Origin of the sequence: Pseudomonas palmensis (assembly GCF_017848315.1) — a bacterium.
In the GTDB taxonomy this organism is placed as follows: domain Bacteria; phylum Pseudomonadota; class Gammaproteobacteria; order Pseudomonadales; family Pseudomonadaceae; genus Aquipseudomonas; species Aquipseudomonas palmensis.
In genome coordinates this window covers 1-25,928 of record NZ_JAFKEC010000003.1, presented here as the reverse complement: position 1 = coordinate 25,928, position 25,928 = coordinate 1, and the positions used below count along the sequence as shown (strand labels likewise).

The 25,928-nt window shown below is 64.7% G+C and carries 23 protein-coding genes and 1 pseudogene; 14 read left to right on the top strand and 10 right to left on the bottom strand.

The window, feature by feature from the left end:
- Positions 1-50: 50 nt before the first annotated feature.
- On the bottom strand, positions 51-1,001 hold the full coding sequence (locus JZZ72_RS02590; RefSeq protein WP_100634956.1) for a homoserine kinase: 951 nt from the start codon (positions 999-1,001) through the stop codon (positions 51-53).
- Between the two features lie 64 nt (positions 1,002-1,065).
- Positions 1,066-1,353: a DUF2782 domain-containing protein gene (locus JZZ72_RS02585; RefSeq protein ID WP_043862296.1), complete on the bottom strand. Its 288-nt coding sequence runs from the start codon at positions 1,351-1,353 to the stop codon at positions 1,066-1,068.
- A 74-nt stretch (positions 1,354-1,427) separates the two neighbouring features.
- Here JZZ72_RS02585 and polA point away from each other — a divergent pair, with 74 nt between their 5' ends.
- Entirely contained in the window at positions 1,428-4,208 is a 2,781-nt protein-coding gene (gene polA, locus JZZ72_RS02580) for a DNA polymerase I (RefSeq protein WP_100634941.1), read from the top strand.
- A 289-nt stretch (positions 4,209-4,497) separates the two neighbouring features.
- Here the strand turns inward: polA and yihA are convergent, their stop codons facing one another.
- Complete coding sequence (gene yihA, locus JZZ72_RS02575; RefSeq protein WP_054916024.1) at positions 4,498-5,130, bottom strand: ribosome biogenesis GTP-binding protein YihA/YsxC; 633 nt, start codon at positions 5,128-5,130, stop codon at positions 4,498-4,500.
- A gap of 267 nt (positions 5,131-5,397) precedes the next feature.
- Here yihA and JZZ72_RS28195 point away from each other — a divergent pair.
- The 7 genes and pseudogenes from JZZ72_RS28195 to JZZ72_RS02545 form a co-directional block, all read left to right on the top strand.
- Positions 5,398-5,484, top strand: a pseudogene (locus JZZ72_RS28195) (cytochrome C); the annotation flags it as partial.
- Positions 5,485-5,547: 63 nt separating this feature from the next.
- Complete coding sequence (locus JZZ72_RS02570; protein WP_210014012.1) at positions 5,548-6,165, top strand: c-type cytochrome; 618 nt, start codon at positions 5,548-5,550, stop codon at positions 6,163-6,165.
- 165 nt (positions 6,166-6,330) lie between these two features.
- A complete protein-coding gene (dsbA, locus tag JZZ72_RS02565) occupies positions 6,331-6,963 on the top strand; it encodes a thiol:disulfide interchange protein DsbA (RefSeq protein ID WP_043862300.1) in 633 nt (210 codons plus the stop codon).
- Positions 6,964-6,974: 11 nt separating this feature from the next.
- A complete protein-coding gene (locus JZZ72_RS02560; protein ID WP_043862301.1) occupies positions 6,975-7,829 on the top strand; it encodes an endonuclease/exonuclease/phosphatase family protein in 855 nt (284 codons plus the stop codon).
- Between the two features lie 23 nt (positions 7,830-7,852).
- Positions 7,853-9,787, top strand: coding sequence for a GGDEF domain-containing protein (locus JZZ72_RS02555; protein ID WP_054916022.1), 1,935 nt, complete (start codon positions 7,853-7,855; stop codon positions 9,785-9,787).
- Positions 9,788-9,851: 64 nt separating this feature from the next.
- The gene (locus JZZ72_RS02550; protein ID WP_210014011.1) at positions 9,852-10,628 is read left to right on the top strand and encodes an N-acetylmuramoyl-L-alanine amidase; all 777 of its coding nucleotides are present in this window, start codon (positions 9,852-9,854) and stop codon (positions 10,626-10,628) included.
- Between the two features lie 75 nt (positions 10,629-10,703).
- On the top strand, positions 10,704-12,323 hold the full coding sequence (locus JZZ72_RS02545; RefSeq protein WP_210014010.1) for an EAL domain-containing protein: 1,620 nt from the start codon (positions 10,704-10,706) through the stop codon (positions 12,321-12,323).
- 42 nt (positions 12,324-12,365) lie between these two features.
- On the opposite strand, the gene JZZ72_RS02540 is transcribed toward JZZ72_RS02545, so the two are convergent.
- Both JZZ72_RS02540 and algB read right to left on the bottom strand, forming a co-directional pair.
- Positions 12,366-14,141 carry a KinB sensor domain-containing domain gene (locus JZZ72_RS02540; protein ID WP_173925029.1) on the bottom strand — a complete coding sequence of 592 codons (1,776 nt, stop codon included), beginning with the start codon at positions 14,139-14,141 and terminating at the stop codon, positions 12,366-12,368.
- Between the two features lie 8 nt (positions 14,142-14,149).
- Entirely contained in the window at positions 14,150-15,496 is a 1,347-nt protein-coding gene (gene algB, locus JZZ72_RS02535; RefSeq protein WP_043862306.1) for a sigma-54-dependent response regulator transcription factor AlgB, read from the bottom strand.
- Between the two features lie 207 nt (positions 15,497-15,703).
- Here algB and JZZ72_RS02530 point away from each other — a divergent pair, with 207 nt between their 5' ends.
- From JZZ72_RS02530 to JZZ72_RS02505, 6 genes are all read left to right on the top strand, one after another.
- Complete coding sequence (locus JZZ72_RS02530; RefSeq protein WP_210014009.1) at positions 15,704-16,537, top strand: BON domain-containing protein; 834 nt, start codon at positions 15,704-15,706, stop codon at positions 16,535-16,537.
- 173 nt (positions 16,538-16,710) lie between these two features.
- Positions 16,711-16,992 carry a hypothetical protein gene (locus JZZ72_RS02525; protein ID WP_043862308.1) on the top strand — a complete coding sequence of 94 codons (282 nt, stop codon included), beginning with the start codon at positions 16,711-16,713 and terminating at the stop codon, positions 16,990-16,992.
- A 57-nt stretch (positions 16,993-17,049) separates the two neighbouring features.
- A complete protein-coding gene (locus JZZ72_RS02520) occupies positions 17,050-17,214 on the top strand; it encodes a DUF1328 domain-containing protein (protein ID WP_009401691.1) in 165 nt (54 codons plus the stop codon).
- 2 nt (positions 17,215-17,216) lie between these two features.
- Positions 17,217-17,687, top strand: a complete 471-nt coding sequence (locus JZZ72_RS02515; protein WP_058542001.1) for an inhibitor of vertebrate lysozyme family protein — start codon at positions 17,217-17,219, stop codon at positions 17,685-17,687.
- Between the two features lie 728 nt (positions 17,688-18,415).
- A complete protein-coding gene (gene gltP, locus JZZ72_RS02510; RefSeq protein WP_054916020.1) occupies positions 18,416-19,747 on the top strand; it encodes a glutamate/aspartate:proton symporter GltP in 1,332 nt (443 codons plus the stop codon).
- A 202-nt stretch (positions 19,748-19,949) separates the two neighbouring features.
- Positions 19,950-21,179, top strand: a complete 1,230-nt coding sequence (locus JZZ72_RS02505; protein WP_043862311.1) for a nucleoside recognition domain-containing protein — start codon at positions 19,950-19,952, stop codon at positions 21,177-21,179.
- On the opposite strand, the gene JZZ72_RS02500 is transcribed toward JZZ72_RS02505, so the two are convergent.
- From JZZ72_RS02500 to JZZ72_RS02480, 5 genes are read right to left on the bottom strand one after another with little or no spacing between them, the layout of a single operon-like run.
- A complete protein-coding gene (locus JZZ72_RS02500; RefSeq protein ID WP_078481270.1) occupies positions 21,161-21,769 on the bottom strand; it encodes an ABC-type transport auxiliary lipoprotein family protein in 609 nt (202 codons plus the stop codon). The two genes, JZZ72_RS02505 and JZZ72_RS02500, sit on opposite strands and share 19 nt — an antisense overlap.
- The gene (locus JZZ72_RS02495) at positions 21,766-22,704 is read right to left on the bottom strand and encodes an MlaD family protein (protein ID WP_043862313.1); all 939 of its coding nucleotides are present in this window, start codon (positions 22,702-22,704) and stop codon (positions 21,766-21,768) included. Before JZZ72_RS02495 ends, JZZ72_RS02500 begins: the two co-directional genes overlap by 4 nt.
- Position 22,705: 1 nt before the next feature.
- Positions 22,706-23,500, bottom strand: a complete 795-nt coding sequence (locus JZZ72_RS02490; protein WP_043862314.1) for an ABC transporter ATP-binding protein — start codon at positions 23,498-23,500, stop codon at positions 22,706-22,708.
- The gene (locus JZZ72_RS02485) at positions 23,497-24,654 is read right to left on the bottom strand and encodes an ABC transporter permease (protein ID WP_210014041.1); all 1,158 of its coding nucleotides are present in this window, start codon (positions 24,652-24,654) and stop codon (positions 23,497-23,499) included. The genes JZZ72_RS02490 and JZZ72_RS02485 overlap by 4 nt, the downstream gene beginning before the upstream one ends.
- 43 nt (positions 24,655-24,697) lie before the next feature.
- Positions 24,698-25,720 (bottom strand): DUF5924 family protein, encoded by a 1,023-nt coding sequence (locus tag JZZ72_RS02480; protein WP_054916017.1) that lies wholly within the window; start codon positions 25,718-25,720, stop codon positions 24,698-24,700.
- Positions 25,721-25,928 lie beyond the last annotated feature (208 nt).

The following is a 25,928-nucleotide window of genomic DNA, read 5'->3' as shown; positions in this document are numbered from 1 at the left end:
CAACGGCTCCGCCGGCAAGGCCGGCTCCTGCCTAGAGAGGCGTGGCTCAGTTACAACGCGAACGGCAGGGCGATGTCCACCTGCCGACGCGCCGCCAGGCGCACCTCGAAATCCGCCGGGTCGTGAATCAGCACGTCCATCCCGGCAAACGACTCGGCCGCAATCAGCCGCGACAGCCAGAACCGCACGCAGGCCACCCGCAACATCACCGGCCACAGGTGTGCCTCGGCTGCGGTGAACGGGCGCAGCGCGGCATACGCACCGAGCAACGCCCGCGCCCGCGGCGGGTCGATCTGCCCGGCATCGTCGCAGCACCAGTCGTTCAGGGTGATCGCCAGGTCATACAGCATCGGCCCGGAGCACGCATTGTAGAAATCGATCAGCCCGGTCAGGTGGGTGCCTTCGAACAAGGCGTTGTCGCGGAACAGGTCGGCGTGCAGGTTGGCCCGCGGCAGCGCCATGATCTGGCCCTGGTGCGCGACGATCTCGTCCAGGCAGCCCTGCAGCAGCGCCTGTTGCGTCGGGTTCAGGCGCGGCATCAGTTCGGCGCCGGTCGCCAGCATCCAGTCCAGGCCACGGTCGGTCTTGCGCTCCAGCACCTTGTGCTGGGTCGCGGTGTGCAGGTGGCCGAGCAGTTCGCCCACCTGTACGCAATGCTGGTTGTTCGCCACCTTGATGTGCTTGCCCGGCAGGCGCGGCTGCAGCAGCGCCGGCTTGCCGGCCAGCTCGCGCAGGGCCACGCCGTCGCGGGTGCGCAGCGCGTAGGGCACCGGCAGGTCGGCCTCGTGCAGCACGTCGAGCAGTTCGATGAAGAACGGCAGGTCCTGGATCGGCCCGCGTTCGACCAGTGTCAGCACGAACTCACCCTGTTCGAGGCTGACGAAGAAGTTGCTGTTCTCGGTGCCGGCGGCAATTCCCTGGAAGTCCCGCAGGCGACCCAGTCCATAGGGCGCCAGAAAGGTTTCCAGCTCGGGCCGGGTCAGTGGGGTGAAGACAGACATGGTCAAAAACTGCTCATTCGGGCACTTCCCGCAGGAAGTGCCAGGTGGATGGTAGGGGCCCGCATTACCACTCGAAGATTTTCCAGGAAGGAATCAGCATGTCGGGTTGGTCGGAACGGATGAAGTTGCCTTCCGAGCCGTCTGCGCGCACCAGAAAGTAAGGCTTGCCCCCTTTGGGGGTGACCTTGATGGCATACAGGAAACCGTTCTGGCGGTATTCCTGGATGGTCTTGTCGCCTTCCGTGCGAATGGTTACATCCGGATCGGCCGAAGGCGCTTCATCCGCCGCATTGGCTACCAGTGGAGCGGCAGCCAACACACCGAGCAGCAACAGGCGATTTAGTCTACGCATGATAACCTTGTCCCTTTGTCGTCAATGTTCCGGACATTCTAGCGCCGGGCCCGTTGAAAAGGTTGATTCTGCTCATGAGCCAAGCTCCCCTCGTCCTGGTGGACGGTTCGTCCTACCTGTACCGCGCGTTCCACGCGCTGCCACCGCTGACCAACTCCAAGGGCATGCCCACCGGCGCGGTGAAGGGTGTGCTGAACATGCTCAGGAGCCTGCGCAAGCAGTACCCGGACAGCCCCTTCGCGGTGGTGTTCGACGCCAAGGGCGGCACCTTTCGCGATGAGATGTACGCCGAGTACAAGGCCAACCGGCCGAGCATGCCCGACGACATGCGTGTGCAGATCGAGCCGCTGCACGCCAGCGTCAAGGCGCTGGGCTTCCCGCTGCTGTGCGTGGAGGGGGTCGAGGCCGACGACGTGATCGGCACCCTGGCCCGCAGCAGCGCCGCGGCGACCCGCCCGGTGGTGATCTCCACCGGTGACAAGGACATGGCCCAGCTGGTGGATGCGCACATTACCCTGGTCAATACCATGTCGGGCTCGTCGATGGACATCGAGGGCGTGAAGGAGAAGTTCGGCGTCGCACCCGAGCAGATCATCGACCTGCTGGCGCTGATGGGCGACTCATCCGACAACATCCCCGGGGTCAAGGGCGTGGGCGAGAAGACCGCCGTCGGCCTGCTGGTGGGCGTCAATGGCGGTATCAAGGAGCTGTACGAGAATCTCGACCTGGTGCCGAGCCTGCCGATCCGCGGGGCCAAGACCCTGCCGGCCAAGCTGCTGGAGCACAAGGAGCTGGCGTTCCTGTCGTACCAGCTGGCCACGATCAAGGTCGACGTGCCGCTGGAGGTCGGGCTGGACGACCTGCACCTGGGCGAACCTGACCGCGAAACGCTGCTGCAGCTGTACACCGAACTCGAGTTCAAGGGCTGGATCGACGAAGTTCAGCGCGAGAACAAGCGCCTGGAGCTCGCCCCGCCCCCTGCCGCCACACCCGACGCCGAGGCGCCCCCGGTGGCCGTTGCCGAGCCGGTAGCCCCTGTCGAGGCCGCCTATGAAACCATTCTGGACAAGGCACGTTTCGACGTGTGGCTGCAAAAGCTCAAGGACGCCGAGCTGTTCGCATTCGATACCGAAACCACCGGGGTCGATGCACAGCAGGCCCAGCTGGTCGGCCTGTCGTTTGCGGTCAAGCCCCATGAGGCCGCCTACATCCCGCTGGCACACGACTACGAAGGCGCCCCGCAGCAGCTGGACCGCGAGCTGGTGCTGAACGCGCTCAAGCCGCTGCTGGAAGACCCGAACAAGGCCAAGGTCGGGCAGCACGCCAAGTACGACATCAACATCCTGGCCAACTGCGCGGGCATCACCGTGCGTGGGGTGGCCTTCGACACCATGCTCGAATCCTATGTGCTGAATTCCACGGCCACCCGCCACGACATGGACAGCCTGGCCAAGAAGTACCTGGACCACACCACCATCGGCTTCACCGACATTGCCGGCAAGGGTGCCAAGCAGCTGACCTTCAACCAGATCCACCTGGACAAGGCCGGCCCCTACGCCGCCGAAGATGCCGACATCACCCTGCGCCTGCACCACAAGCTGCACGCCGAGCTGGCGGCGCTGCCAAGCCTGGCCAGCGTGCTGAGCGATATCGAGATGCCGCTGGTGCCGGTGCTGGCGCGTATCGAGCGCGAGGGCGCGCTGGTGGATGCCGACCTGCTCAGGATCCAGAGCGGCGAGCTGGGCGACAAGATGGACGCGCTGGAGCGCGAGGCCATCGAGCTGGCGGGCGAGCCGTTCAACCTGGGTTCGCCCAGGCAGCTGGGCGCCATCCTTTATGACAAGTTCGGCCTGCCGGTACTGAAGAAGACCCCCAAGGGCCAGCCGTCGACGGCTGAAGAAGCCCTCGAGGCGCTGGCCGAGGAAGGCTTCCCGCTGCCCAAGGTGCTGATGCAGTACCGCTCCATGAGCAAGCTCAAGAGCACCTACACCGACCGCCTGCCCGAGCAGATCAACCCGCGTACCGGGCGCATCCACACTTCCTACCAGCAGGCGGTGGCTGCCACCGGCCGCCTGTCGTCCAGCGACCCGAACCTGCAGAACATCCCGGTGCGTACCGCCGAGGGCCGGCGCATTCGCCAGGCCTTCATCGCGGCGCCCGGCTACAAATTGCTGGCGGCGGACTACTCGCAGATCGAGCTGCGCATCATGGCCCACCTGGCCAAGGACGAGGGCCTGCTCAGCGCCTTCCGCAACGGCCTGGACGTGCACACTGCCACCGCGGCCGAAGTGTTCAAGGTGGAGCTTGGCGACGTGACCTCCGACCAGCGGCGCAGCGCCAAGGCGATCAACTTCGGCCTGATCTACGGCATGGGCGCAAAGAAGCTGGGCAAGGATATCGGCGTCGACAGCAAGACGGCCAAGGCCTACATCGACGTGTACTTTGCCCGCTACCCGGGCGTGCGCGACTACATGGAGCGCACCCGCAAGCAGGCGGCCGACCAGGGCTACGTGGAAACGCTGTTCGGGCGGCGCCTGTACCTGCCGACCATTCACTCCAACCGTCCGCAGGAGCGCGCTGGCGCCGAGCGTACCGCGATCAACGCGCCGATGCAGGGCACCGCAGCTGACATCATCAAGCGCGCCATGGTCACGGTGGACAACTGGCTGGCGAGCACTGCGCTGGATGCCCGGGTGATCCTGCAGGTGCACGACGAACTGGTGCTGGAAGTGCGCGAGGACCTGGTGGAACAGGTGGCGCAGGAGATTCGCGTGCACATGAGCGGTGCCGCGCAGCTGGATGTACCGCTGGTGGTGGATGTGGGCGTGGGGGCGAACTGGGACGAGGCGCACTGAAAAGCGTGCTTGGCGCCTACCAGAAACAGAAATTTGCTGCGGCATAAGGTCGCGGCAATTTCTGCTTTTTCGGCCTATGGAAAATAGTTTCCCGCGCCGAGGAACTAAACCGGTGAACCACGACTCAGAGTAACTGAATGGCTGGTGAAGCCCTTCGATGCTCCTATGTTGTGTTAAGTGTTGGCAGATATCTGGACCCCGCCCTAGCGGTCCGGAACTTGAACCCCGAACTTCCCCCTCCCCATACGAAGTCCGGGGTTTTTTTTGCCCGGCATTTGCCGGGCAGCCCTTATTCTGCGGGCTTGTCCGGCAGTTGCAGCCAGCGAGCCAGTACCGTGTAGGCCTCTTCCAGCCCCTGGCGCTTGGGCGCCGAGAACAGCTGGATGGTCACGCTGTCGCCCCAACCCTTGCGGATTTCGGCCTGTACCTTGAGCAGCGTGCCCTTGGCCGCGCCGAAGGTCAGCTTGTCGGCCTTGGTCAGCAGGATGTGCATCGGCATGCCGCTGGCCACGGCCCAGTCGAGCATCATCTTGTCGAAGTCGGTCATGGGATGGCGCACGTCCATCATCAGGATCAGGCCCTTGAGGCTCTCCCGGCTGCCCAGGTAGGCCTCCAGGTGGCGCTGCCAGTGCTGCTTGAGCGGGATCGGCACCTTTGCATAACCGTAGCCCGGCAGGTCGACCAGACGCCGATCGTCGTCCAGACTGAAGAAATTCAACAGCTGGGTACGCCCCGGGGTTTTCGAGGTGCGCGCCAGGCTCGCGTGGGTCAGGGTGTTGAGGGCGCTGGACTTGCCGGCGTTGGAGCGGCCGGCAAAGGCCACTTCGAAACCTTCGTCGTCCGGGCACTGGTCGACTTTGGCGGCACTGAGGGCGAATTTGGCCTGCTGGCAGAGTCCGAGGATGGGGTTTTTGACTTGCATGGTATTTCCGATTGGGCGTTGCTCGAGGGGGTCTCGGCAAGCGGTGTCGTTTCCGTTTCAGGCACGGGAGTATATAATGCCCCAGTTTTTGTGTGCGCATTATCCCAGCGTAGGAGGATGTGCACGGGAGCTGCTTGACCAAGCTTGCGCAGTAGACGCAGTGCAGCCCCAACCCTGAAAGGGTCGTATTCGGCGCTCAGGCTACACAGGATCCCTACAGCGTGGAAGTCACGCCTGACATAAGGGACCGCAGAGGCTGTCGAAGCAGCTCCCCAGGGTTTCAAGGCTATGCCGCCGCGTGGTTTGTGCATGGACTGCAGTAACGAGGACGATCAGGCCACCCTGACCGGGTGAGTCAACAAGACAGGTTGCCTCGATACATAACTCTTTCACCCTTAGCCGTAGTTGGATTAGCTGATGAACAAACTATTCGTGAGTCTGCTGTTGACCTTAGGCATCACCGGGGCTGCCAACGCTGCCGGCAATATCGTTGGGGATGCTGCTGCCGGTCAGGCAAAAACCGCTATATGTGGCGCGTGTCACAACCCCGACGGCAACAGCATGGCGCCGAATTTCCCGAAACTGGCCGGCCAGGGCGAGAAATACCTGGAGAAGCAACTGCACGACATCAAGTCGGGCAAACGTACCGTGCTGGAAATGACCGGCATGCTGGCCGCGTTCAACGATCAGGACCTGGCCGATATCGCGGCCTATTTCGCCAGCCAGAAAGGCAGCGTGGGCGCCGCCGACCCGGCGCTGGTCGAGCGTGGTCGCGCACTGTTCAACGGCGGTGATCTGGAAAAAGGCCTGCCGGCCTGCACCGGTTGCCACTCGCCCAACGGCGCAGGCATTGCCGCCGCCGGCTTCCCGCACCTGGGTGGTCAGCACGCAAGCTACGTGGCCAAGCAGCTGACGGACTTCCGTGAAGGCAACCGCACCAACGATGGCGATGCCACCACCATGCGCACCATCGCCAGCAAGCTGAGCAACAAGGACATCGACGCGTTGTCCAGCTACATCCAGGGCCTGCACTGAGCCCCGGTTTAACGCTGGGTTAATACAGCGGCGCAAAAATGAAAAGGGTGGCCCGGGCCACCCTTTTTTGTGCCCGCTGCCGTTACACTAACGAACTCGGGCCTGCCCCGGCCTGTCTGAACCCAGGTCGCGACGAGGCGACACATCACTGCTCAGGAGTAACGCATGCGTAATCTGATTCTCGGCGCCGCGCTGGTCGCCGCCAGCGCCTTCGGTATGACGGTCCAGGCCGCAGACCCTGTGATCGCCGGCAAGGAATATGTCGAGCTGAGCAACCCGGTACCGGTGTCCCAGCCTGGCAAGATCGAAGTGGTCGAGCTGTTCTGGTATGGCTGCCCGCATTGCTACAGCTTTGAACCGACGATCAACCCGTGGGTCGAAAAGCTGCCTGACGACGTGAACTTCAAACGTATTCCCGCCATGTTCGGCGGCCCATGGGACGCCCACGGGCAGATGTTCCTGACCCTGGAAGCCATGGGCGTGGAGCACAAGGTGCATGCGGCCGTGTTCGATGCCATCCAGAACCAGCGCAAGCACCTGACCAAGCCTGAAGAGATGGCCGACTTCCTGGCCACCCAGGGTGTGGACAAGGACAAGTTCCTGGCCACCTTCAACTCGTTCGCCATCAAGGGACAGGTCAACCAGGCCAAGGAACTTGCCAAGCAGTACAACATCAAGGGCGTTCCGAGCATGGTCGTCAACGGCAAGTACACCTTCGACCTGGGCACCGCAGGTGGCCCGAACGGCGTACTGAACGTTGCTGACCAACTGATTGCCAAGGAACGCGCCGCCAAATAAGAGGCGAAACTATGCGCCGCTGGAAATCCGAGCGCCTCGTCGGCCTGCACGAACCGCAGGTCAACGAGCACCATATCGATGCAAGTGGTCTACCGTCCGACGGTCGCTTGCGTCTGCTCAGCTTCAACATCCAGGTAGGCATCAGCACCGAGCGTTACCGGCACTACCTGACCCGCAGCTGGCAGCACCTGCTGCCGCACATGGGGCGTGCCGGCAACCTGCAGAAGATCGGCAACCTGCTGGGCGACTTCGACCTGGTGGCCCTGCAGGAAGCCGACGGCGGCAGCCTGCGCTCGGGCTACGTCAACCAGGTTGAACACCTGGCGCAACTGGGTGCTTTCCCCTACTGGTACCAGCAGCTCAACCGCAACCTCGGGCGCCTGGGCCAGCACAGCAACGGCGTGCTCAGCCGCCTCAAGCCGCAACTGCTCGAAGACCACCCGCTGCCCGGCCCGGCCGGCCGCGGTGCGATCCTGGTGCGGTTCGGTGAAGGCGAGGATGCGCTGGTGGTGGTGATGATGCACCTGGCGCTTGGCGCGCGAACCCGTGCGTTGCAGCTGGGCTACATCCGCGAGCTGATCGGCGGCTATCGTCACCAGGTGCTGATGGGCGACATGAACACCCATGCCACCGACCTGTTGCAGCACTCCCCGCTGCGCGACCTGGGCCTGATTGCGCCGCAGGTCGAAGCGACCTTCCCCAGCTGGCGACCACAGCGTTGCCTTGATCATATTCTGCTCAGCCCGAGCCTCACCCTGGAACGGGTCGAGGTGCTGTCCCAGCCGATTTCCGACCATCTCCCCGTGGCGGTCGAGATTCGTTTGCCTGATGCCCTGACTGTCGATACCCTTCCGGCCTTGCGTTAGTCCCCTTATCTGCGGACCTTGGCATGACCGACGAAGCTCAACGCTGGAAAGAAAAATACCTCAAGAGCATCGAGCAGCAGGAAAAGCTCGAACGCCGGTGGGACGCCCGTCTCGACCTGCTGCGCCGCGGCCTGGTGCGCAGCACCCTGGCGGCCGAAGGCAGCGACCGCGCGGTAGACCAGTGCATGAAGGAAATGCGCGAGGTCATCCGTACCGACAACATGGACGCCGCCCTGGCCGGGTTGATCCCGCGTCTGGAAAAGGCCGTGCTCGATTCCGAGCAGCGCCGTGAAACCCGGATCGCCCAGGTAGGCACCGCGCTCAACGCGCTGGTGGCCCAGTTGCAGAAGCTGCCGTTGCCCAGCGAGGTCAGCCGACCGCTGAAGAAATTTGCCAAGCAGCTGGATGCGCGGGCCAGCCAGTCACGCGAGATGCCGTTGCTGCTGAGCGAGCTCAGTGGCTTGCAGGGCAAGGCGCTGGCGGTGCTGGAGCACCCTGAAGAGGCGAGCAAGCCGGGGTTTCTGCAGCGCTTGTTTGGCGGGCGTGAAGAAGAGACGCAGGTCGCTCAACCCGAAACGCAGGCCCTGGAGCCGGTGGCGCAAGCAGCGGTCGAACCTGTGCATGAGCAGCCTGCGCCGGCTGCGGCGGATGTGGATGAACTGCAGCCGTTGCCCGAGCCCCAAGCCTTGGTCGACACAGAGGACGCCGAGGCTGCTGCGCAGCCCATCGCCGGCAATGCCGGCTCCTACACTGTAGGCGCCAGCCTTGCTGGCGAAGAGGCCCCAGCGCTCACACCACCACCCACGCCTGCCCCGGTGCTGACCGAGCACGCGGACGCTGTCGAAGTCGATGGGGCACCCGAACCCACCCCCGAAGAACTCCTCTACGCCCTCCCCGACGGCACCGAGCCTTCCTATAGCTCCGTCGCCACCCATATCGAGCAGACCCTGCTCGGTTTGCTCGACGACCTGACCCTGCCCGAACGCCACAAGCCCCAGGCCCTGGCGGTGCGTCAGCGCCTGGAGCACGGGCTGAACTGGTACGAGCTGCTGCCGGTGCTGGATGACCTGGCGGTACTGATGCTGGCCATCACCGACAGCGGCCAGCATGAATTCGAAGCCTACCTGCAACAGCTCAACGAGCGCCTCGAGACGTTCCAGAGCCACCTGCAGGAGGCCAGCGAAGGGCATGCCGACAACAGCTCCGTCGCCCGCGACCTCAATACCCAGCTGCGCGAACAGGTCGATGGCCTGCAAAGCAGCGTGCAGGGCGCTGCCGACCTCGACAGTCTCAAGCACATCCTCGAGAACCGCCTCGAGGGCCTGCTCGGCACCATGGACGAGCACCAGCATCAGCGTGACCTGCGCGAGCAGGAACTGGCCAGCCGCCTGCAAGGCCTGGCCGAGCGGGTCGCGAGCATGGAGCAGGAAGCCCTGGGCTACCGCGAGCACCTTGAAGAACAGCGCCAGAAGGCCCTGATCGACCCGCTCACCGGCTTGCCCAACCGCGCCGCCTGGGCCGAGCGCCTGGAGCAGGAAATGCTCGCCTGGCAGGAAAACGGCGGCCACCTGCTGATGGCCATGCTCGACCTCGACCACTTCAAGCGCATCAACGACAGCTACGGCCACCAGGCCGGCGACAAGGTGCTCAAGATCGTTGCCAACGAGCTGCGCAAGCGTCTGCGCAGCCGCGATTTCATCGCCCGCTTCGGCGGCGAGGAGTTCGTCCTGCTGGTGCCGCAGACCGCGCTGGGTAGCGGCATCGAGCTGGCCGAGACGCTGCGCGGCGCCATCGAAGCCTGCCCGTTCCACTTCAAGGGCGAACGGGTGACCATCACCCTGTCCATCGGCATCACCGCGTTCCGCTCCGGCGAGCGCAGCGACGCAGTGCTCAAGCGCGCCGACGAGGCGCTGTACCGCGCCAAGCACCTGGGTCGCAACCGCGTCGAACAGGGGTGAACGGGTTTGCGCAGGATACGTTATGCTATTGCATTACCGACTGCCCAGGCCCTGCCCCATTTCCATGAAAGCCTTCCTTACCGCGCTTGTGATGCTGACATTGGCCGGTTGCGCCACTGGCCTGAAGATCGACCGTAGCCACCCCTCGGTCAACCAGGACAACCGCATCCAGTTCGTGGTGCTGCATTACACCAATGCCAACCTCGAGCGCTCGCTGGCCCTGCTGACCCACGGTGAGGTCAGCAGCCATTACCTGATCGGCGACAACCCGGCGACCATCTATCAGCTGGTGGATGAAAGTCGTCGCGCCTGGCATGCCGGCGACAGCCAGTGGGAGGGCCGGACCTGGCTCAACTCCACTTCCATCGGCATCGAGATCGTCAACCCGGGCTTCACCGACACCCCCACCGGGCGCGTGTGGCACCCCTACAGCGAGGCGCAGATCCAGGCGCTGATCGTACTGCTCAAGGACATCGTGCAGCGCAACGGCATCCAGCCGCGACACATCATCGGCCACAGCGACATCGCGCCCCTGCGCAAGCTCGACCCGGGCCCGATGTTCCCCTGGAAACGCCTGGCCGACGCCGGCCTTGGCGTCTGGCCCAATGCTCAGGCGGTGGTGCAGCAGCGCGCGCGCTTTGACGTCAACCCGCCAAGCATCACCTGGTACCAGCAGCAACTGGCGCGCTTTGGCTACGCCATCGAGCAGACCGGCGAGCTGGACGTGAGCACCCGGCATGTACTGGCAGCGTTCCAGATGCGCTTTCGGCCACAGCTGTTCGACGGCCAGCCGGATGCCCAGACTGCCGCGATTCTGCAGGTGCTGAACAGCCAGCGCTGAGCGGTACCGCCCAACGGGCAGGCTGATTCGTCCGGCAGTTGCTATACCTCATGGTATTCAACGGGATGATTCTTGATGTCGCCTGCCCTTGCCACGTTGCGTCGCCTCCTCTATCGACCCTGGCTGCTGGCCACGCTTGCGGCCACGGCGAGTGCAATCCTGTTGCTGCTGGCCAGCCTCGGCGTGGCCATGCACCAGGTGCAGCAGCGCGAAAGCGCGCAGATGAACGCCAAGGGCGAGCGCTTTCTCGAACGCCTGGAGCAGATCTTCGGCCAACTGCGCGAAAGCGTCGACGCCCTTCAGGCACAGCCCCTGCGCGGGTGCAGCAGTGCGATGCAGGCAGCCTTGCAGCAGGTGACCTTCGACAACCGCTTCGTGTTCGAGGCCACTTACCTCGACGGCACGCAGTCGTGCTCCAACCGGCTGGGCAGCAGCAACTTCGACCCGCTGCGGGCACCGGACATCCAGGGCCCCACCTACAGCTACTGGCTCAATACCACCACCGAACCCGACGACAACCGCGCCGCACTGGTGCTGGGGCGTGGGCACTTTCGCGTGTCGACGTCGCGCGGGCACCTGACCGACGTGGTCGACCTGCCGCCCGGTGGCAGCCTGCTGGTGGTGCTCGACCACGGCGCGCGTGCCGTGCCGGTCCTGGGCCCGGAGCAGCCTTGGCCGCCCGGCGACCAGTGGCCGCCACCGCCCAGGGTGGACCTGATGGAACTGCCCGATCGCCTGGTATACCGCATGCCCACCAAATCGCCTGACTACCAGCTGGTGCTGATCACCCCGCGCGAAAGCCTGTCGCTGAAGATGAACGGCGTGCTCTGGCTGCTGTTCCCCGGCAGCCTGCTGCTGGCCTGGTGCATCGGCTGGCTGGTGCTGCAGCTGGTGCGCCAGAGCCGTTCGATGAGCTCGGAGCTGCAGGGCGCGCTGCGCCGTGGCGAAATGCAGGTGCTGTATCAGCCGATCTTCGAGCTGGCCAGCCGGCGCTGCGTGGGCGCCGAGGCCCTGGTGCGCTGGCGTCGCCCCGACGGCACGCTGACCAGCCCCGACCTGTTCATCCCGCTGGCGGAGAACACCGGGCAGATCCGCCAGATCACCGACTTCGTGCTGCAGCGTGTGCTCGAACAGCTGGGCCAGCTGCTGCGCGCCAACCGCCAGTTGTATATCTCGGTGAACCTGGCGGCGTGCGATGTGATGGTGCCGCGCATCGGCCGGGTGGCGGCGCGCCTGCTGGCCTTGCACCATGTGTCGGCCAGCCAGATCGCCTTCGAGGTCACCGAGCGCGGGCTGATCGACGTGGTGGTGGCGCGGGACAACCTGCAGGCCTTGCGGGCGGTGGGGCACCAGGTGCTGATCGACGACTTCGGTACCGGCTATTGCAGCCTGGCCTACCTGCAGACCTTGCCGGTGGACTGCCTGAAGATCGACAAGGCGTTCATCGATGCCCTGGGGCACGACGCGGCCAGCAGCGGCGTGGCCCCGCACATCATCCGCATGGCCCACGCCCTGCAGTTGCGGGTGATCGCCGAGGGTATCGAGTACGAGGACCAGGCGTTGCTGCTCAACAGCGAGGGGGTCAACTATGGCCAGGGCTGGTTGTTCGCGCACCCGCTCAGTGCGCGCCAGTTCGTCGAGCTGGTGACCCGGGGGCGGCGGCTGGGGCCGCGGCGGATCGATGACGAGGCGTAGCGCCCCTTCGCCAGCAAGGCTGGCGCCTGCAGGCGAAGGCGGTTACACCGGCAGCGCCATGTAGAACTGCGTGCCCTGCCCTGGCCGTGAGTACACGCCCATGCGCCCGCCATGCAACTGCACGATCTCTTTGCACAGTGCCAGGCCGAGCCCGGCACCGCCTTTCTTGCGCCCAACCTGTACGAAGGGCTCGAAAATCCGCCCCTGCTGGCCATAGGCAATGCCTTCGCCATTGTCCTCGATACTGATGATCACCCGTTCGGCATGCCGCCGGGCATTGAGGCGGATACTGCCCGCCACCGGCGTATGGCGGATGGCATTGTCCAGCAGGTTGTCCAACACCCGGTCCAGTTGCGCCGGGTCGGCCTGGATGCGCGGCAGTGGCGCGGCAAGCTCCACGCGCAACTCGATCTGCTTGTCGGCCAGCGCCGTTGCGAAGCGCTCGCGGGCCCGCGACAGCAACTCGTCGATCGCGCAGGGTTGCAGTTCGAGCTTCTGCAAGCCGCTCTGGTAGCGCGAAAAGTTGAGCAGGTCGTTGATCAGCTGGGTCAGCCGCTGCATCTCCTCGCCAATGGTGTCGAACAGGTCCGCCTCGCGGCTCTCGGCTGGAAACGTCAGGCGCTCGCGCAACAGGCCGAAGGCCATGTGCATGCCGGTCACCGGGGTGCGCAACTCGTGGGAGGCGCGCAGCACGAACTCGCTGCGCACCCGTTCGAAGGCGCGCTGTTCGGTGACGTCGTGCAGCACCATCACCGCGCCCAGGATCTGCCCCTGTGGATGGCACACCGGGGTCAGGCTGTAGGCCAGCAGGCGGGTTTCTTCATCTATTTCCAGGCTCAGGTCGTCCGGCACGCGGTCCAGGCTGCCGCCCCGCAATATCAGGCGCAGCTGGTCGTCCAGCTCCGGGCGTTGCAGCGCCTTGCCCAGGCCCTGGCCCAGGCGGCTGGCGTCCCAGCCCAGCTGGCGCTGGGCCACCGGGTTGAGGTGTTCCAGATGGCCTTCGCGGTCGATGATCAGCAGGCCGTCGTCGATGCTGTCGAGCACCGCCTGCAGGCGCTGCTGGCCGGCCAGCAGTTCGTCGACATTGGTGGCCTGATGCTTGCGCAGTGCCTCGGCCATCAGCCCGAAACGGCGGGTGAGCTGGTTGATCTCCACGGCCGGGGTTACCGGCAGGGTGACCTCGAAGTTGCCCTGGCCGATCTGGTCGGCGGCCTTGGCCAGCGCCTCGATCGGCTGGCCGAAGCGGCGTGCGATGCCGTGGGCAGTGATGAAACCCAGCACCAGCACGGCAAGCCCGAGCAGGCCCAGCATGCTGGAGACCAGCAGGGCACGTTCGCGGGCCTTCTGTTCACTGTGGTTGATATGCGCCAGGGCCTGCTTGTGCGAGTCGATCAGGTCGGTGCGCAACTGGTTGAAGGCTTCGCCCAGGGGTTGGTCCGGGCCCAGGTTGCGGCTGGGCTCGGGGCTGTCGCGAAAGGCCTTGAGGAAGGCCTGGTAATCACGGTTGGCGGTACTGAAACCCGCAAACCCCTCGGCCTGGCGTTCATGGCTCAGGCCCTCGTCGAGCAGTTGCTGAAACTTGTCCTGCAGCGGTTGCAGCGCCTGCACCTCGCTGTCCGGGTCCAGCAGCAGGGACAGCTGTTCACCCAGGTTCTGACGCAGCTTCAGGCCCAGGTCGAGGATGTAGGAGTTGTCGCTGATCAGCTTCTGCTGCGAGCTGGCCATCTGCTGCACGCTGACCAGGCCCAGAATCAGGCCCAGCAGGGCCACGGTGATCAGCGCCGAGATGCTGAGAAAAAGCCGCGTGCGCAGCTTCATCGCCAGCTTCACAGGTTGTACTGCTTGCGCTTGCGGTACAGCGTCGAGGCATCGATGCCCAGTGTCTTGGCGGCCTGGTCAAGGGTGTCGCTGGTGGCCAGCACTGCACCGATGTGCGCGCGCTCCAGCTCGTCGAGGCTCAATGCAGCCCCCACCCGCGGCGCGTTGCTGGTGGGTTGTTCGGCCATGCCCAGGTGGCTGACCTCGACCCGCTCCTGCGGGCAGATGATGCTCGCCCGTTCGATCACGTTGCGCAGCTCGCGAATGTTGCCCGGCCAGCGGTAGTTGAGCAGCGCGGCGCGGGCCTCGTCGCTGAAACCTCGGGCGGGGCGCGCGTATTCCTTGACGAAGCGGGCCAGGAAGCGGTCGGCCAGGGTCAGGATGTCTTCGCTGCGTTCGCGCAGCGGCGGCAGGTGCAGGGTAATCACGTTCAGACGGTACAGCAGGTCTTCGCGAAAACGCCCGTCGCGCACCATGTCCTCCAGGTTGAGGTTGGTGGCTGCCAGAATCCGCACGTCGGCGCGGCGCGTGACCGGGTCGCCGACCCGCTCGTATTCCTTGTCCTGGATGAAGCGCAGCAGCTTGGGTTGCAGGGTCAGCGGGAAGTCGCCGATCTCGTCGAGAAACAGCGTGCCGCCGTCGGCCTGGTTGACCCGGCCCAGGGTGCTTTCGCTGGCCCCGGTAAATGCCCCGCGACTATGGCCGAACAGCTCGCTTTCCATCAGTTCGGCCGTCAGCGAAGGGCAGTTGATGGTCACGCAGGCCTTGCGCGAGCGTTTGCTCCAGCCATGAATGGCACGTGCCAGCTCGCCTTTACCGGTACCGGACTCGCCAAGGATCAGAATGTTGGCGTCGGTGTTGGCCACCTGGCGCGCGGTTTCGAGTACCACCATCATGGCCGGGCTGTGGGAATCCAGGCCGTCCTTGGGTTTGCGCACTTCCCCTTCCAGGGCCTCCAGACGCGCCGAGAGCTGGCGCACCTCCAGTTGTTTGGCAGTGGCCAGGCGCAGCTGGTCGGGGCTGCACGGTTTGACCAGGTAATCGGCGGCGCCGGCCTGGATCGCATCGACTGCGGTGTCGACCGCCGAATGCGCGGTCACTATGACCACGCGCATCCATGGCGCCTGGATACGCATCTGCGCCAGTACGTCCAGGCCGTTGTCTTCGCCCAGGCGCAGGTCCAGAAAGCACAGGTCGAACACCTGGCGCTGCAACAGGGTTTCGGCCTGGGCGGCGCTGTTGGCCGTGGCCACGCTGTAGCCTTCATCTTCCAGGCAATAGCGGAAGGTACGCAGGATTGCGGACTCGTCGTCTACCAGCAGAATGCGGCCCTGATGTTCCGTGGCAGATTCCATTTTCCTACGCTCCTTTAAGAATGTTCTTGGTTAGTCTCGGAAAAATCGGGCAAGTTGCATGGTCGATTCTGATTGATTCCGCGCCCTGCATGCTAGCTCCCTGCTGCGAATATGACTAACTCATTGAAAATAATGAGTTTGTTTATTTTTTGAGCACTGGCACAACGATTGCGATGATGTTCCTTCTGACCAACAGGAGGCTTCATCATGCGTGCAATACGCCCGTTGGCAGTTCTGACTGCCGCACTTCTGCTCACCCCGCTGGGTGTCACCAGCGCCTCGGCGGCCGAACCCGGCCTGCAGCAGGCCCGTCAGGAAGGCGCCTTGCAGACCGCCCTGACGCTCAACCGACTGCTCAACCCGTTCAAGATCGAAGTGGCCATCCAGGGTCAGACCGCCCGCCTGCAGGGCGAGGTGGAAAACGAGGTGGAGCGCGAGCTGGCGGCGCAGGTGGCACTGGCCACCGCCGGCATCGAGCAGGTCGACAACCAGTTGCAGGTCAACCCCGAGCTGGTGGATGAAACCCTGCAACGGCGCGCCTATGCCCAGCGCCTGGAGGACGCCACCCTGGGGGCGGTTATCCGCGCCCGCCTGCTGTGGAGCAGCCAGACCCAGGGCCTGCCCATCGAAGTCGACAGCCGGGCCGGGGTGGTCACCCTGCGTGGCCGGGTGACCAGCGCAGAGGCCAAGCAGATGGCCGGCAGCGTGGCGGCCTCTACCGATGGCGTGTACCTGGTCAACAACCTGATCAGCCTGGGCGTGAGCGACCCGGCCCAGGCCCGCGAGCAGGCCGCTGCGGCAGCGGCCGAGGTGCAGAGCGACGCGTGGATCAACGACAAGGTGCAGACCAGCTTCTTATATAGCCGCAACCTGGACGGGCCCAACATCAAGGTGGCGACCCAGGAGGGCGTGGTGCGCCTGTCCGGGGAAGTCATGAGCAACGAGCAGAAGACCATCGCCCAGGAGATTGCCCGCCAGATCCGCGGCGTGCGCGGGGTGGACGCCGACATGCTCAAGGTGGCGATCAAGGTGGAGGGCTGATCGTGCAAATCGCACGAGGCCCTGGGGGGCATCGTGCAGGATGCGTCCTGCAGCTGCCCTCAGTACATACCTAAGATGTTGATTTATAAGCGTTTTATTTGATTTCAAAAGCTGGCATGCAGGCTGCAATGACTCTATCAGTCAATAACAACGATGCAGCAGAGGAGCCCGGCATGAACCTGTTAACCGCCGCCCTAGTGCAGATTTCCCCGCTTCACGTACGCCAGTTGCTGTTTCTCTGCCTGGCGGCGCTTCTGACCCTGGTTGCAGGGCAGATGTACAGCATCTGGCAGTCCAAGCAGATCGCCAACCAGATGTCCGTACAGGCTTATCACGTGGCCCATGTGCAGGCCACGCGTGCTTCGATGCTGGAAGCCAGGACCGCGCCACGTACCCACTCGGTCGATGCGGCCACCGTGGAAACCGTCGTGCCGCAGGAACGCTGGGTGTTCTGACCGAGCAATGCCCCACATCTGACACAACCGCTTTCAAAAACGGTAAGGAGAAACACCATGTTAAGTTGGGCCATCACCTTCCTGATCATCGCCATTGTCGCTGCCGTACTGGGCTTCGGTGGTATCGCCGGCGCCGCTACCGGTATCGCGAAGATTCTCTTCATTGTCTTCCTGGTACTGTTCGTCGCTTCCTTCTTCTTCGGTCGTCGCGGTAGAGGTTGACTATGAAAGGGACGCTCTACAGAGCCCTGGCAGGCGCCCTGATGGTGGGGGCCTGTACAGCGGCGATGGCGGCCAATGACGGCCAGGTCCGGACCAGCCAACTGCTTGGTTCGGACCCCGAGTACCGGGAAACCTGGCAGAAAGTGGTCAAAAAGCAGGAGCGGCTGCCCGATTGGGTCATCAACCTCAGTGGTGCTTCCACCGAGCAGATGACGGCGATCGAGGAAGACGGCGACAAGTATCTGGTCGGCCCCTTGTGCGAGACCGAGCAGAGCTGCGACAGCAGCCGTCTTATCGTGGCCTTCAGCTGGGACAAGGATGAGGCATACGCGCTGTGGGTCCAGGTACCCGCCGGCCTGCCTGCCGACAAGTCACCCAGCCGTCACACCGACAAGCGTTGGTTGGGCGAGCCGAATGACGGCATGAAACAGATGCTCGAAGAGCAGCTGAAGAAAGACCCGAACTACTACTGAGTGTCGCCGGACGCATCAGTATCACCATGGAAGCTGAACCTTTTGCCTGTTCCAGTTTCTATGCTGCGCCCGCTCGAGGAGAGCGGACGCATGACCAGGGGGCCGGGCTGCTCTGATTGCTACAGGATCGGAGGGGCCTAGGGGTACAGGGAGTACCTCCTTCATGGGCCGGGTCAGGGTGGTAAACGGCAACACAGTCGTGGACCGGGGTCGCATGCCGCCAGGGCAGCCCCCGGTCAGACTTGTGCACCCGGCGCAAGCCTGATGCATTTCCCCGCTTGAAAGTGACAGATCGGCCAGACGGCTGACCACCCATCAAAAAAATTCCTGACTTCTTTGACCTGCCAAATGACGTTTTTCACGCATTCGGATTGTCGAACAACGCTGTTTTGCCGGTTTGTGGATACCGCTGTATCGGCCTAATCATGGCGCTTTGGCCTTATTCGGGATTCCGAACGGGTAGGTTTTCTGCCGCTGGGACGTCCGTTTCATGCCAAAAAGATCATGCCGATTCGGCATAGGGTAGTCATTTACGGCATTAGACTCAGTGCGCCTGCATCGGAATAGTTGCGCCTTTTTCGCTGGTCCGAGCGCCCCTTGCGCTCACTTGCGGTGACCTTCTACGGCGCATTGCCTGCACCATGAAAACTCCAGGGAATCGCTTTAAGCGGCTCTAGAATGCAGGTTTCAAGGCAGTGACCGTGTCCACTTGAACAAAGGGTAACGACATGAAGAAGGCAAAACTAAGCCTCGCCTGGCAAATCCTCATCGGTCTGGTATTGGGGATCGCCATCGGGGCGCTGCTGAACCATTTCAGTGCAGAAAAGGCATGGTGGATCAGTAACGTCCTGCAACCGGCAGGTGACATCTTCATTCGCCTGATCAAGATGATCGTCATCCCGATCGTGATTTCGTCGCTGGTCGTGGGTATCGCCGGGGTTGGCGATGCGAAGAAACTTGGCAGTATCGGCCTCAAGACCATCATCTATTTCGAGGTGGTGACCACCATCGCGATCGTGGTCGGCCTGGTGTTGGCCAACCTGTTCCACCCGGGCGCCGGCATCGACATGAGCACCCTGGGCACCGTGGATATCTCCAAGTACCAGGCCACCGCCGCCGAGGTGCAGCATGAGCATGCGTTCATCGAGACCATCCTCAACCTGATCCCGTCGAACATCTTTGCAGCGCTGATGCGTGGCGAAATGCTGCCGATCATCTTCTTCTCGGTACTGTTCGGCCTGGGCCTGTCGAGCCTGCAGGCAGACATCCGCGACCCGCTGGTGAAAACCTTCCAGGGCGTGTCGGAAGCCATGTTCAAGGTCACCCACATGATCATGAACTACGCCCCGATCGGCGTGTTCGCCCTGATTGCGGTGACCGTGGCCAACTTCGGTTTCGCCTCGCTGCTGCCGCTGGCCAAGCTGGTGCTGCTGGTGTACTTCGCCATCGCCTTCTTCGCCTTCATGGTGCTGGGCCTGATCGCCCGCCTGTTCGGTTTCTCGATCCTGAAACTGATGCGCATCTTCAAGGACGAGCTGATCCTGGCCTATTCCACCGCCAGCTCCGAGACCGTGCTGCCGCGCGTGATCCAGAAGATGGAAGCCTACGGTTCGCCCAAGGCCATCTGCAGCTTCGTGGTGCCGACCGGCTACTCGTTCAACCTGGACGGTTCGACCCTGTACCAGAGCATCGCGGCGATCTTCATCGCGCAGCTGTACGGCATCGACCTGTCGATCAGCCAGCAACTGCTGCTGGTGCTGACCCTGATGGTCACCTCCAAAGGCATTGCCGGTGTGCCGGGCGTATCGTTCGTGGTGCTGCTGGCGACCCTGGGCAGTGTGGGCATCCCGCTCGAAGGCCTGGCGTTCATCGCCGGTGTCGACCGCATCATGGACATGGCGCGTACCGCCCTGAACGTGATCGGCAACGCCCTGGCGGTACTGGTCATCTCGCGTTGGGAAGGCATGTATGACGATGCCAAGGGCCAGGCGTACTGGAACTCGCTGCCGCACTGGCGCAGCAAGACCCCGGCGCCGGCTGGCGAGACCGCTCAGCACTAAGCTGCTGACGGCCTGAAACACAAGAGCCCCGACCCGTCGGGGCTTTTTGTTGCCTGCCAGAAGCTTCGCCGGCAAGGCCGGCTGCTACAGACGACGCCGAACCTGTAGGAGCCGGCCTTGCCGGCGAATGGGCCGCCGCCGTTTATGGCGTCTGCCTACCCACCCCGCTATCATGCGCTCCAACTTGCAAGGGAAACGACCAATGCTCAACGGCCTCTGGCTCGGCTTTTTCGTGGTGGCCGCCCTCTCCGCACTGGTGCAGTGGCTGGTGGGTGGCAACGCGGGCATCTTCGCCGCCATGGTCGAGAGCATCTTCGCCATGGCCAAGCTTTCGGTCGAAGTCATGGTGCTGCTGTTCGGTACCCTGACCCTGTGGCTGGGCTTTCTGAAGATCGCCGAAAAGGCCGGTATCGTCGACTGGCTGGCCAAGGTACTCGGCCCGCTGTTCCGTCGCCTGATGCCCGAGGTACCGCCCGGCCACCCGGCGCTGGGCCTGATCACCCTGAACTTCGCCGCCAACGGCCTGGGCCTGGACAACGCCGCCACGCCTATCGGCCTCAAGGCCATGCGCGCCCTGCAGGAGCTCAACCCCAGCTCAACCACGGCAAGCAACGCGCAGATCCTGTTCCTGGTGCTCAATGCCTCGTCACTGACCCTGCTGCCGGTGACCATCTTCATGTACCGCGCCCAGCAAGGCGCTATGGACCCGACCCTGGTGTTCCTGCCGATCCTGCTGGCCACCAGCGCCTCGACCCTGGTGGGCCTGCTGTCGGTGGCGGTGATGCAGCGCCTGCGCCTGTGGGACCCGGTGGTGCTCGCCTACATGGTGCCCGGCGCGCTGCTGCTGGGCGGCTTCATGGCGCTGCTGGCGGGCCTGTCGGCCACCGCGCTGGCCACCCTGTCGTCGATCCTGGGCAACCTCACGCTGTTCGGCCTGATCATGCTGTTTCTGCTGATCGGCGCATTCAAGCGGGTGCCGGTGTACGAAACCTTCGTCGAAGGTGCCAAGGAAGGGTTCGACGTAGCCAAGAGCCTGCTGCCCTACCTGGTGGCGATGCTGTGCGCGGTCGGCGTGCTGCGCGCCTCGGGGGCGCTGGAGTTCGGCCTGGACGGCATTCGTCATGTCATCGAATGGCTGGGCTGGGACACGCGTTTCGTCGATGCCCTGCCCACCGCGCTGGTCAAGCCGTTCTCCGGCAGCGCGGCGCGGGCCATGCTGATCGAGACCATGCAGACCCACGGGGTGGACAGCTTCCCGGCACTGGTGGCCGCGACCATCCAGGGCAGCACCGAAACCACCTTCTACGTACTGGCGGTGTATTTCGGCGCCGTGGGTATCCAGCGCGCACGCCACGCCGTGGGCTGCGCGCTGCTGGCCGAGCTGGCCGGGGTGCTGGCGGCCATCGCGGTGTGCTACTGGTTCTTCGCCTGAGCCACGGTCCAGTCCACCAGTTGCGCCATCAGCCGGTCGGTGGCCTGGCCGAAGCCGCCGACCACCGCCGGTACCTGTGTCTGCGCCACCGGCTGGCGCACCTCGAAGCTGTGGCTGGCCAGCACGCGCTGGGTACGCCCCTGCACCAGTCGCGCATCCAGGCGCACCACTACTGCCAGCCCGGCATCGCTGTACTCGCTCTGGAACGCCTGCAGTTCGCCGACGATCTCGTAGTCGGCCTGCAGGTTGGCGTCGTCGGCACTTACCCGCTGTACCCGGCCATCGCGCTGGAAGGCGTCGAGCATGCGGTTGCGCAGCAGTGCCGGCACCGGGTCGGCCCAGCGTGCACCCTTGTAGCTGCTGATCAGGTCGCCTGCCGGCACCACGGCAATGCGCGGTGTGCCGAGGATCTCGCTGGCCAGCGGCTTGTTGATACGCAGGGTCCAGGCCACGGGTGCGGCGTTGCTGCGCACCGGTTGCGCCGCCGGCAGGCGGTACACGTCGGCCGGCTCCGCCTTGGGCAGGATCGAGCAGGCGCTGCTCAGGCTCAGCAGCGCGGCCAGGGCGAGGGTGCGGCAGGGGCGGCTCATGGGGTGAACTCCTTGTTTTTGTCGCGGCCCAGCAGGTAACCGCTGGGGTTGGCCTCCAGGCGCTGGGAGATGCCCTTCAAGGCAGTCAGGGTATCGCGCAGTTCGCGGATCGCCGGGGCCAGTTCGTTGAAGCCCTGGGCGCCGCTGGTGATCGCCTCGCGGTTGTCGGTGAGCAACGCGTCGATGGTGGCGGTGCTGCGCGCCAGTGACTGCATGGCCTGGTCGGCGCTGTTGACGATCTGCTTGCCGTCGCTGCCGAGCAGGCTGTTGGCGTTGCGCATCAGCTGGCTGGTCTGCTCCAGCGCCGCGCCGGCCTGCTTGCCCACCTGGGCCATCTGCTGGATGGCCAGGCGGATGTCGTCGCGCTGCCCGGCAATCGCGCCGGTGGTCTGCTCCAGGTTGGCCAGGGTGGCGCCCAGGCGGGTGGCGTTCTCTTCGGAGAACAGCCGGTTGGCGTTGTGCAGCAGCAGGTTGATGTTGGTCACCAGGTCGCTGCTGTTGTTGAGCAGGCGCGCAATCGGCGATGGCGAGGCGACGATCACCGGCAGCCGGCCGCCCTTGCCTTCCAGCGGCGGGCTCTGCGGGGTGCCGCCGCTGAGCTGGATCAGCGAGGTGCCGGTGACGCCGGTCAGGGTCAGCTTGGCCTGGGTGTCCTGCTTGATCGGGGTCTCGGCGCTCAGGCGGATCTGCGCCAGCACCCGGCGGGGGTCGTTGGGGTCCAGGCGCAGGCTGATCACATCACCTACCTTGATCCCGCTGTACTGCACCGCACTGCCCTTGGACAGCCCGGTGACGGCCTCGTTGAACACCACCTCGTAGTCCTTGAAGGTGCTGTCGACGCTCGACTTGGCCAGCCACAGGCCGAACAGCATGGCGCCGGCCACCACCAGCACGGTGACCAGCCCGATCAACACATGGTGCGCGCGGGTTTCCATTTCAGTTCTCCTTGAGCGCTGTGGCGGCCTGGTAGGCCGCACGGCCGCGCGGGCCATGAAAATAGTCGTGAATCCACGCGTCGTCGGTTTCCGAGACCTGGTCGATGGGGCCGGCCACCAGCACCTTCTTCTGCGCCAGCACGGCCACGCGGTCGGTGATGGTGTAGAGGGTGTCCAGGTCGTGGGTGATCAGGAACACGCTCAGGCCCAGCGCATCGCGCAGGGTCAGGATCAACTGGTCGAAGGCGGCCGCGCCGATCGGGTCGAGCCCGGCGGTGGGCTCGTCGAGAAACAGGATGTCCGGGTCCAGCGCCAGGGCGCGGGCCAGGGCGGCGCGCTTGATCATGCCGCCCGACAGCGACGCGGGGTATTTGTCGGCCGCCGACAGCGGCAGCCCGGCCAGGGCCAGCTTGACCCCGGCCAGGTGCTCGGCGTCGGCGCGGCTCAGGCCGGCATGTTCGATCAGCGGCAGTGCGACGTTCTCGGTGACGGTCAACGACGAGAACAGCGCGCCCTTCTGGTACAGCACGCCGAAGCGACGCTCCACCTGCGAGCGCTGCTGGTCGCTGGCCTGGCTGAGGTCCTGGCCGAAGATCCTCACCGTGCCTTCGTTGGGCCGGCGCAGGCCGACGATGCTGCGCAGCAGCACCGACTTGCCACTGCCCGAGCCGCCGACCACGGCGAGGATCTCGCCGCGGTACAGGTCCAGGTCGAGCTGTTCGTGCACGCTCTGGGTGCCGAAGCGGTTGCACAGGCCCCGCACCTCGATGACCTTCTCGCGGCTTGCCTCACTCACCAGCTCATCTCCATGAAGAACAGTGCGAACACCGCATCCAGCACGATCACCACGAAGATCGACTGGACCACCGCCGAGGTGGTGTGGGCGCCGACCGATTCGGCGCTGCCGGTCACCTTGAAACCTTCCAGGCAACCGATGGCCGCGATCAGGAAGGCGAAGAACGGCGCCTTGGCCAGGCCCACCAGGAAGTGCTGCACGCCGATGTCGCTTTCCAGCAGCGACAGGAACATCGCCGGCGAGATGTCCAGCGACACCGCGCACACCACGGCGCCGCCGATGATGCCGCACAGCATCGCGACGAAGGTCAGCAATGGCAGCGCGATCAGCAGCGACAGCACCCGCGGCATCACCAGCAGCTCGACCGGGTCCAGGCCCAGGGTGCGGATCGCATCGATTTCCTCGTTGGCCTTCATCGAGCCGATCTGCGCGGTGAAGGCGCTGGCGGTGCGTCCTGCCATCAGGATGGCGGTAAGCAGCACGCCGAATTCACGCAGGAACGAGAACGCCACCAGGTCGACGGTGAAGATGCTCGCGCCGAAACTGGCCAGCACCGTGGCGCCCAGAAAGGCCACCACCGCACCCACCAGAAAGGTCAGCAGCGCGACGATGGGCGCCGCGTCCAGGCCGGTCTGTTCGATGTGCGCGACCACGGCGGTCATGCGCCAGCGCCTGGGTTGCAGCAGGCGCCGGGCCAGGGTGGCGATGATCAGGCCGATGAAGCCGAGCAGTTGCCGGGTGTCTTGCCACAGCACGTCGACTGCCCGGCCGATGCGGCACAGCAGTTGGGTCAGCACGGACGTTTCCGGCTGGCGCTCTGGCAGGCAGTAGTCCTGAAGCGAGCAGTACACGGTGTGCAGCAAGGCGCGGTCGGCGGCCGACAGCGGGCTGGCGTGGTCATCGGCCAGTTGCCCCAGGCGCTCGGCACCCAGCAGTTCGACCAGCAGCGAGGCGCCGGCGGTGTCCAGCTTGCCCAGCTGGGCGAGGTCGACCTGGGCGCTGGCATCGTACTGGCCGTGCAGGGCCTCGGTGCTGCGCTTGAGCGGCGTGTAGTTGGCCAGGGTCCAGTCGCCGGCGATGCGCAGGCAGGCCGGGCTGCGCGTGGTATCGAGGGTGGCGCTGGCGGGGGTGACGGTGGTGGTCATAGGCTCCAGACAGTCCGGCAGGCGCTCCAGTGCGCCGGGTCAGAGCATAGCGTCACTTGGCGACGGATGCTTGACCGTCATCAACCACCTCGAAGCGCAGCACGCCGATCACCTGGCCGTCTTCGGTGAGCACGCGCACCTGCCAGTGCCCGACCGGGTTGCTGGGGAACACCTGCTTGTGGGTCCAGGCGCGGTAGCCTTCCTTGCGCCCGCCATTGATGTTCAGGGCAATGCGGTCGACCTCTTTGCCGTCCTGTTTCCATACGTGGTAGATGCGTTCGTTGAGGCCGCGCGGGGCCTTGATCGCGGTATAGGCATAGAGCCCGGCGCTGCGGATCTGGCTGGCGCTGACCTGCTCCAGGCTGTCGCCGGGGGTGCGGTTCTGCAGCTGGGTGCTGATGGCCACTTCGGTCATCCACAGTGTCGCCGGCGGCACCCACGAGCGCAGCAGCCAGCCGCTGCCGCCAACGGCCAGGGTGACCAGCACCAGCATGGCGGCACGGCGCCAGTGATTGATCGGGAAGCTGCTGGCCAGGCTCGGGAACGACAGCAGCATGGCGATGCCCAGCGCCAGCTTGAAGCTCTGCGACGTGGTCAGGTGCAGGATGATCGGCAGCGCCGTGAGCAGCGCGGCGAACAGGGTCAGGGTGTGCAGGGCCAGGAACAGCCAGCGGCGCGGCGCCAGCCAGCGGTAGTACAGCGGGTCGACGATCGACACCAGCCCGGCGCCGGCCAGCAGGCCGGTGAACACCAGCTGGCCGCTGTTCCAGGTGGTGGTGACGAAGAAGAACGGCAGCACGAAGAACAGGCTTTCCTGGTGGATCATCTGCGTGGCGTAGCGCAGCAGCGGCTGCGGGATCTCGCGCTTGAACAGGCGGGTGAACAGCTGGGTGAAGGTGTTCTCGAACATCAGCCACAGCCAGCTCACCAGCAGCAGGATGGCGACCCAACTGGCCAGGCCTTCCTGACGGTCTACCAGGATGAAACTGCCGATACCGGAAATGAAACCGCCGAGGGCGATGACCCCCGGGTAGCGCTTTATCAGGTCGATCAGGCGCAGGAGAAGTGCGGGCATGGTGGGGCGTTCGCTGGGTGAGGTAAAAATCTGTTACAGGATACGCTGCTTGCTGCGCTTGTAGGAGCCGGCGTTGCCGGCGAAGGCCGTTACGCGTTCGGCGTGGCTGCGCGGTGCGGCATTCGCCGGCAACGCCGGCTCCTACATCCGCGGTAGCGTCAGCGGCGCCGCCGCCATAGCAGCATGCCCGCCAGCAACACCCCTAGCC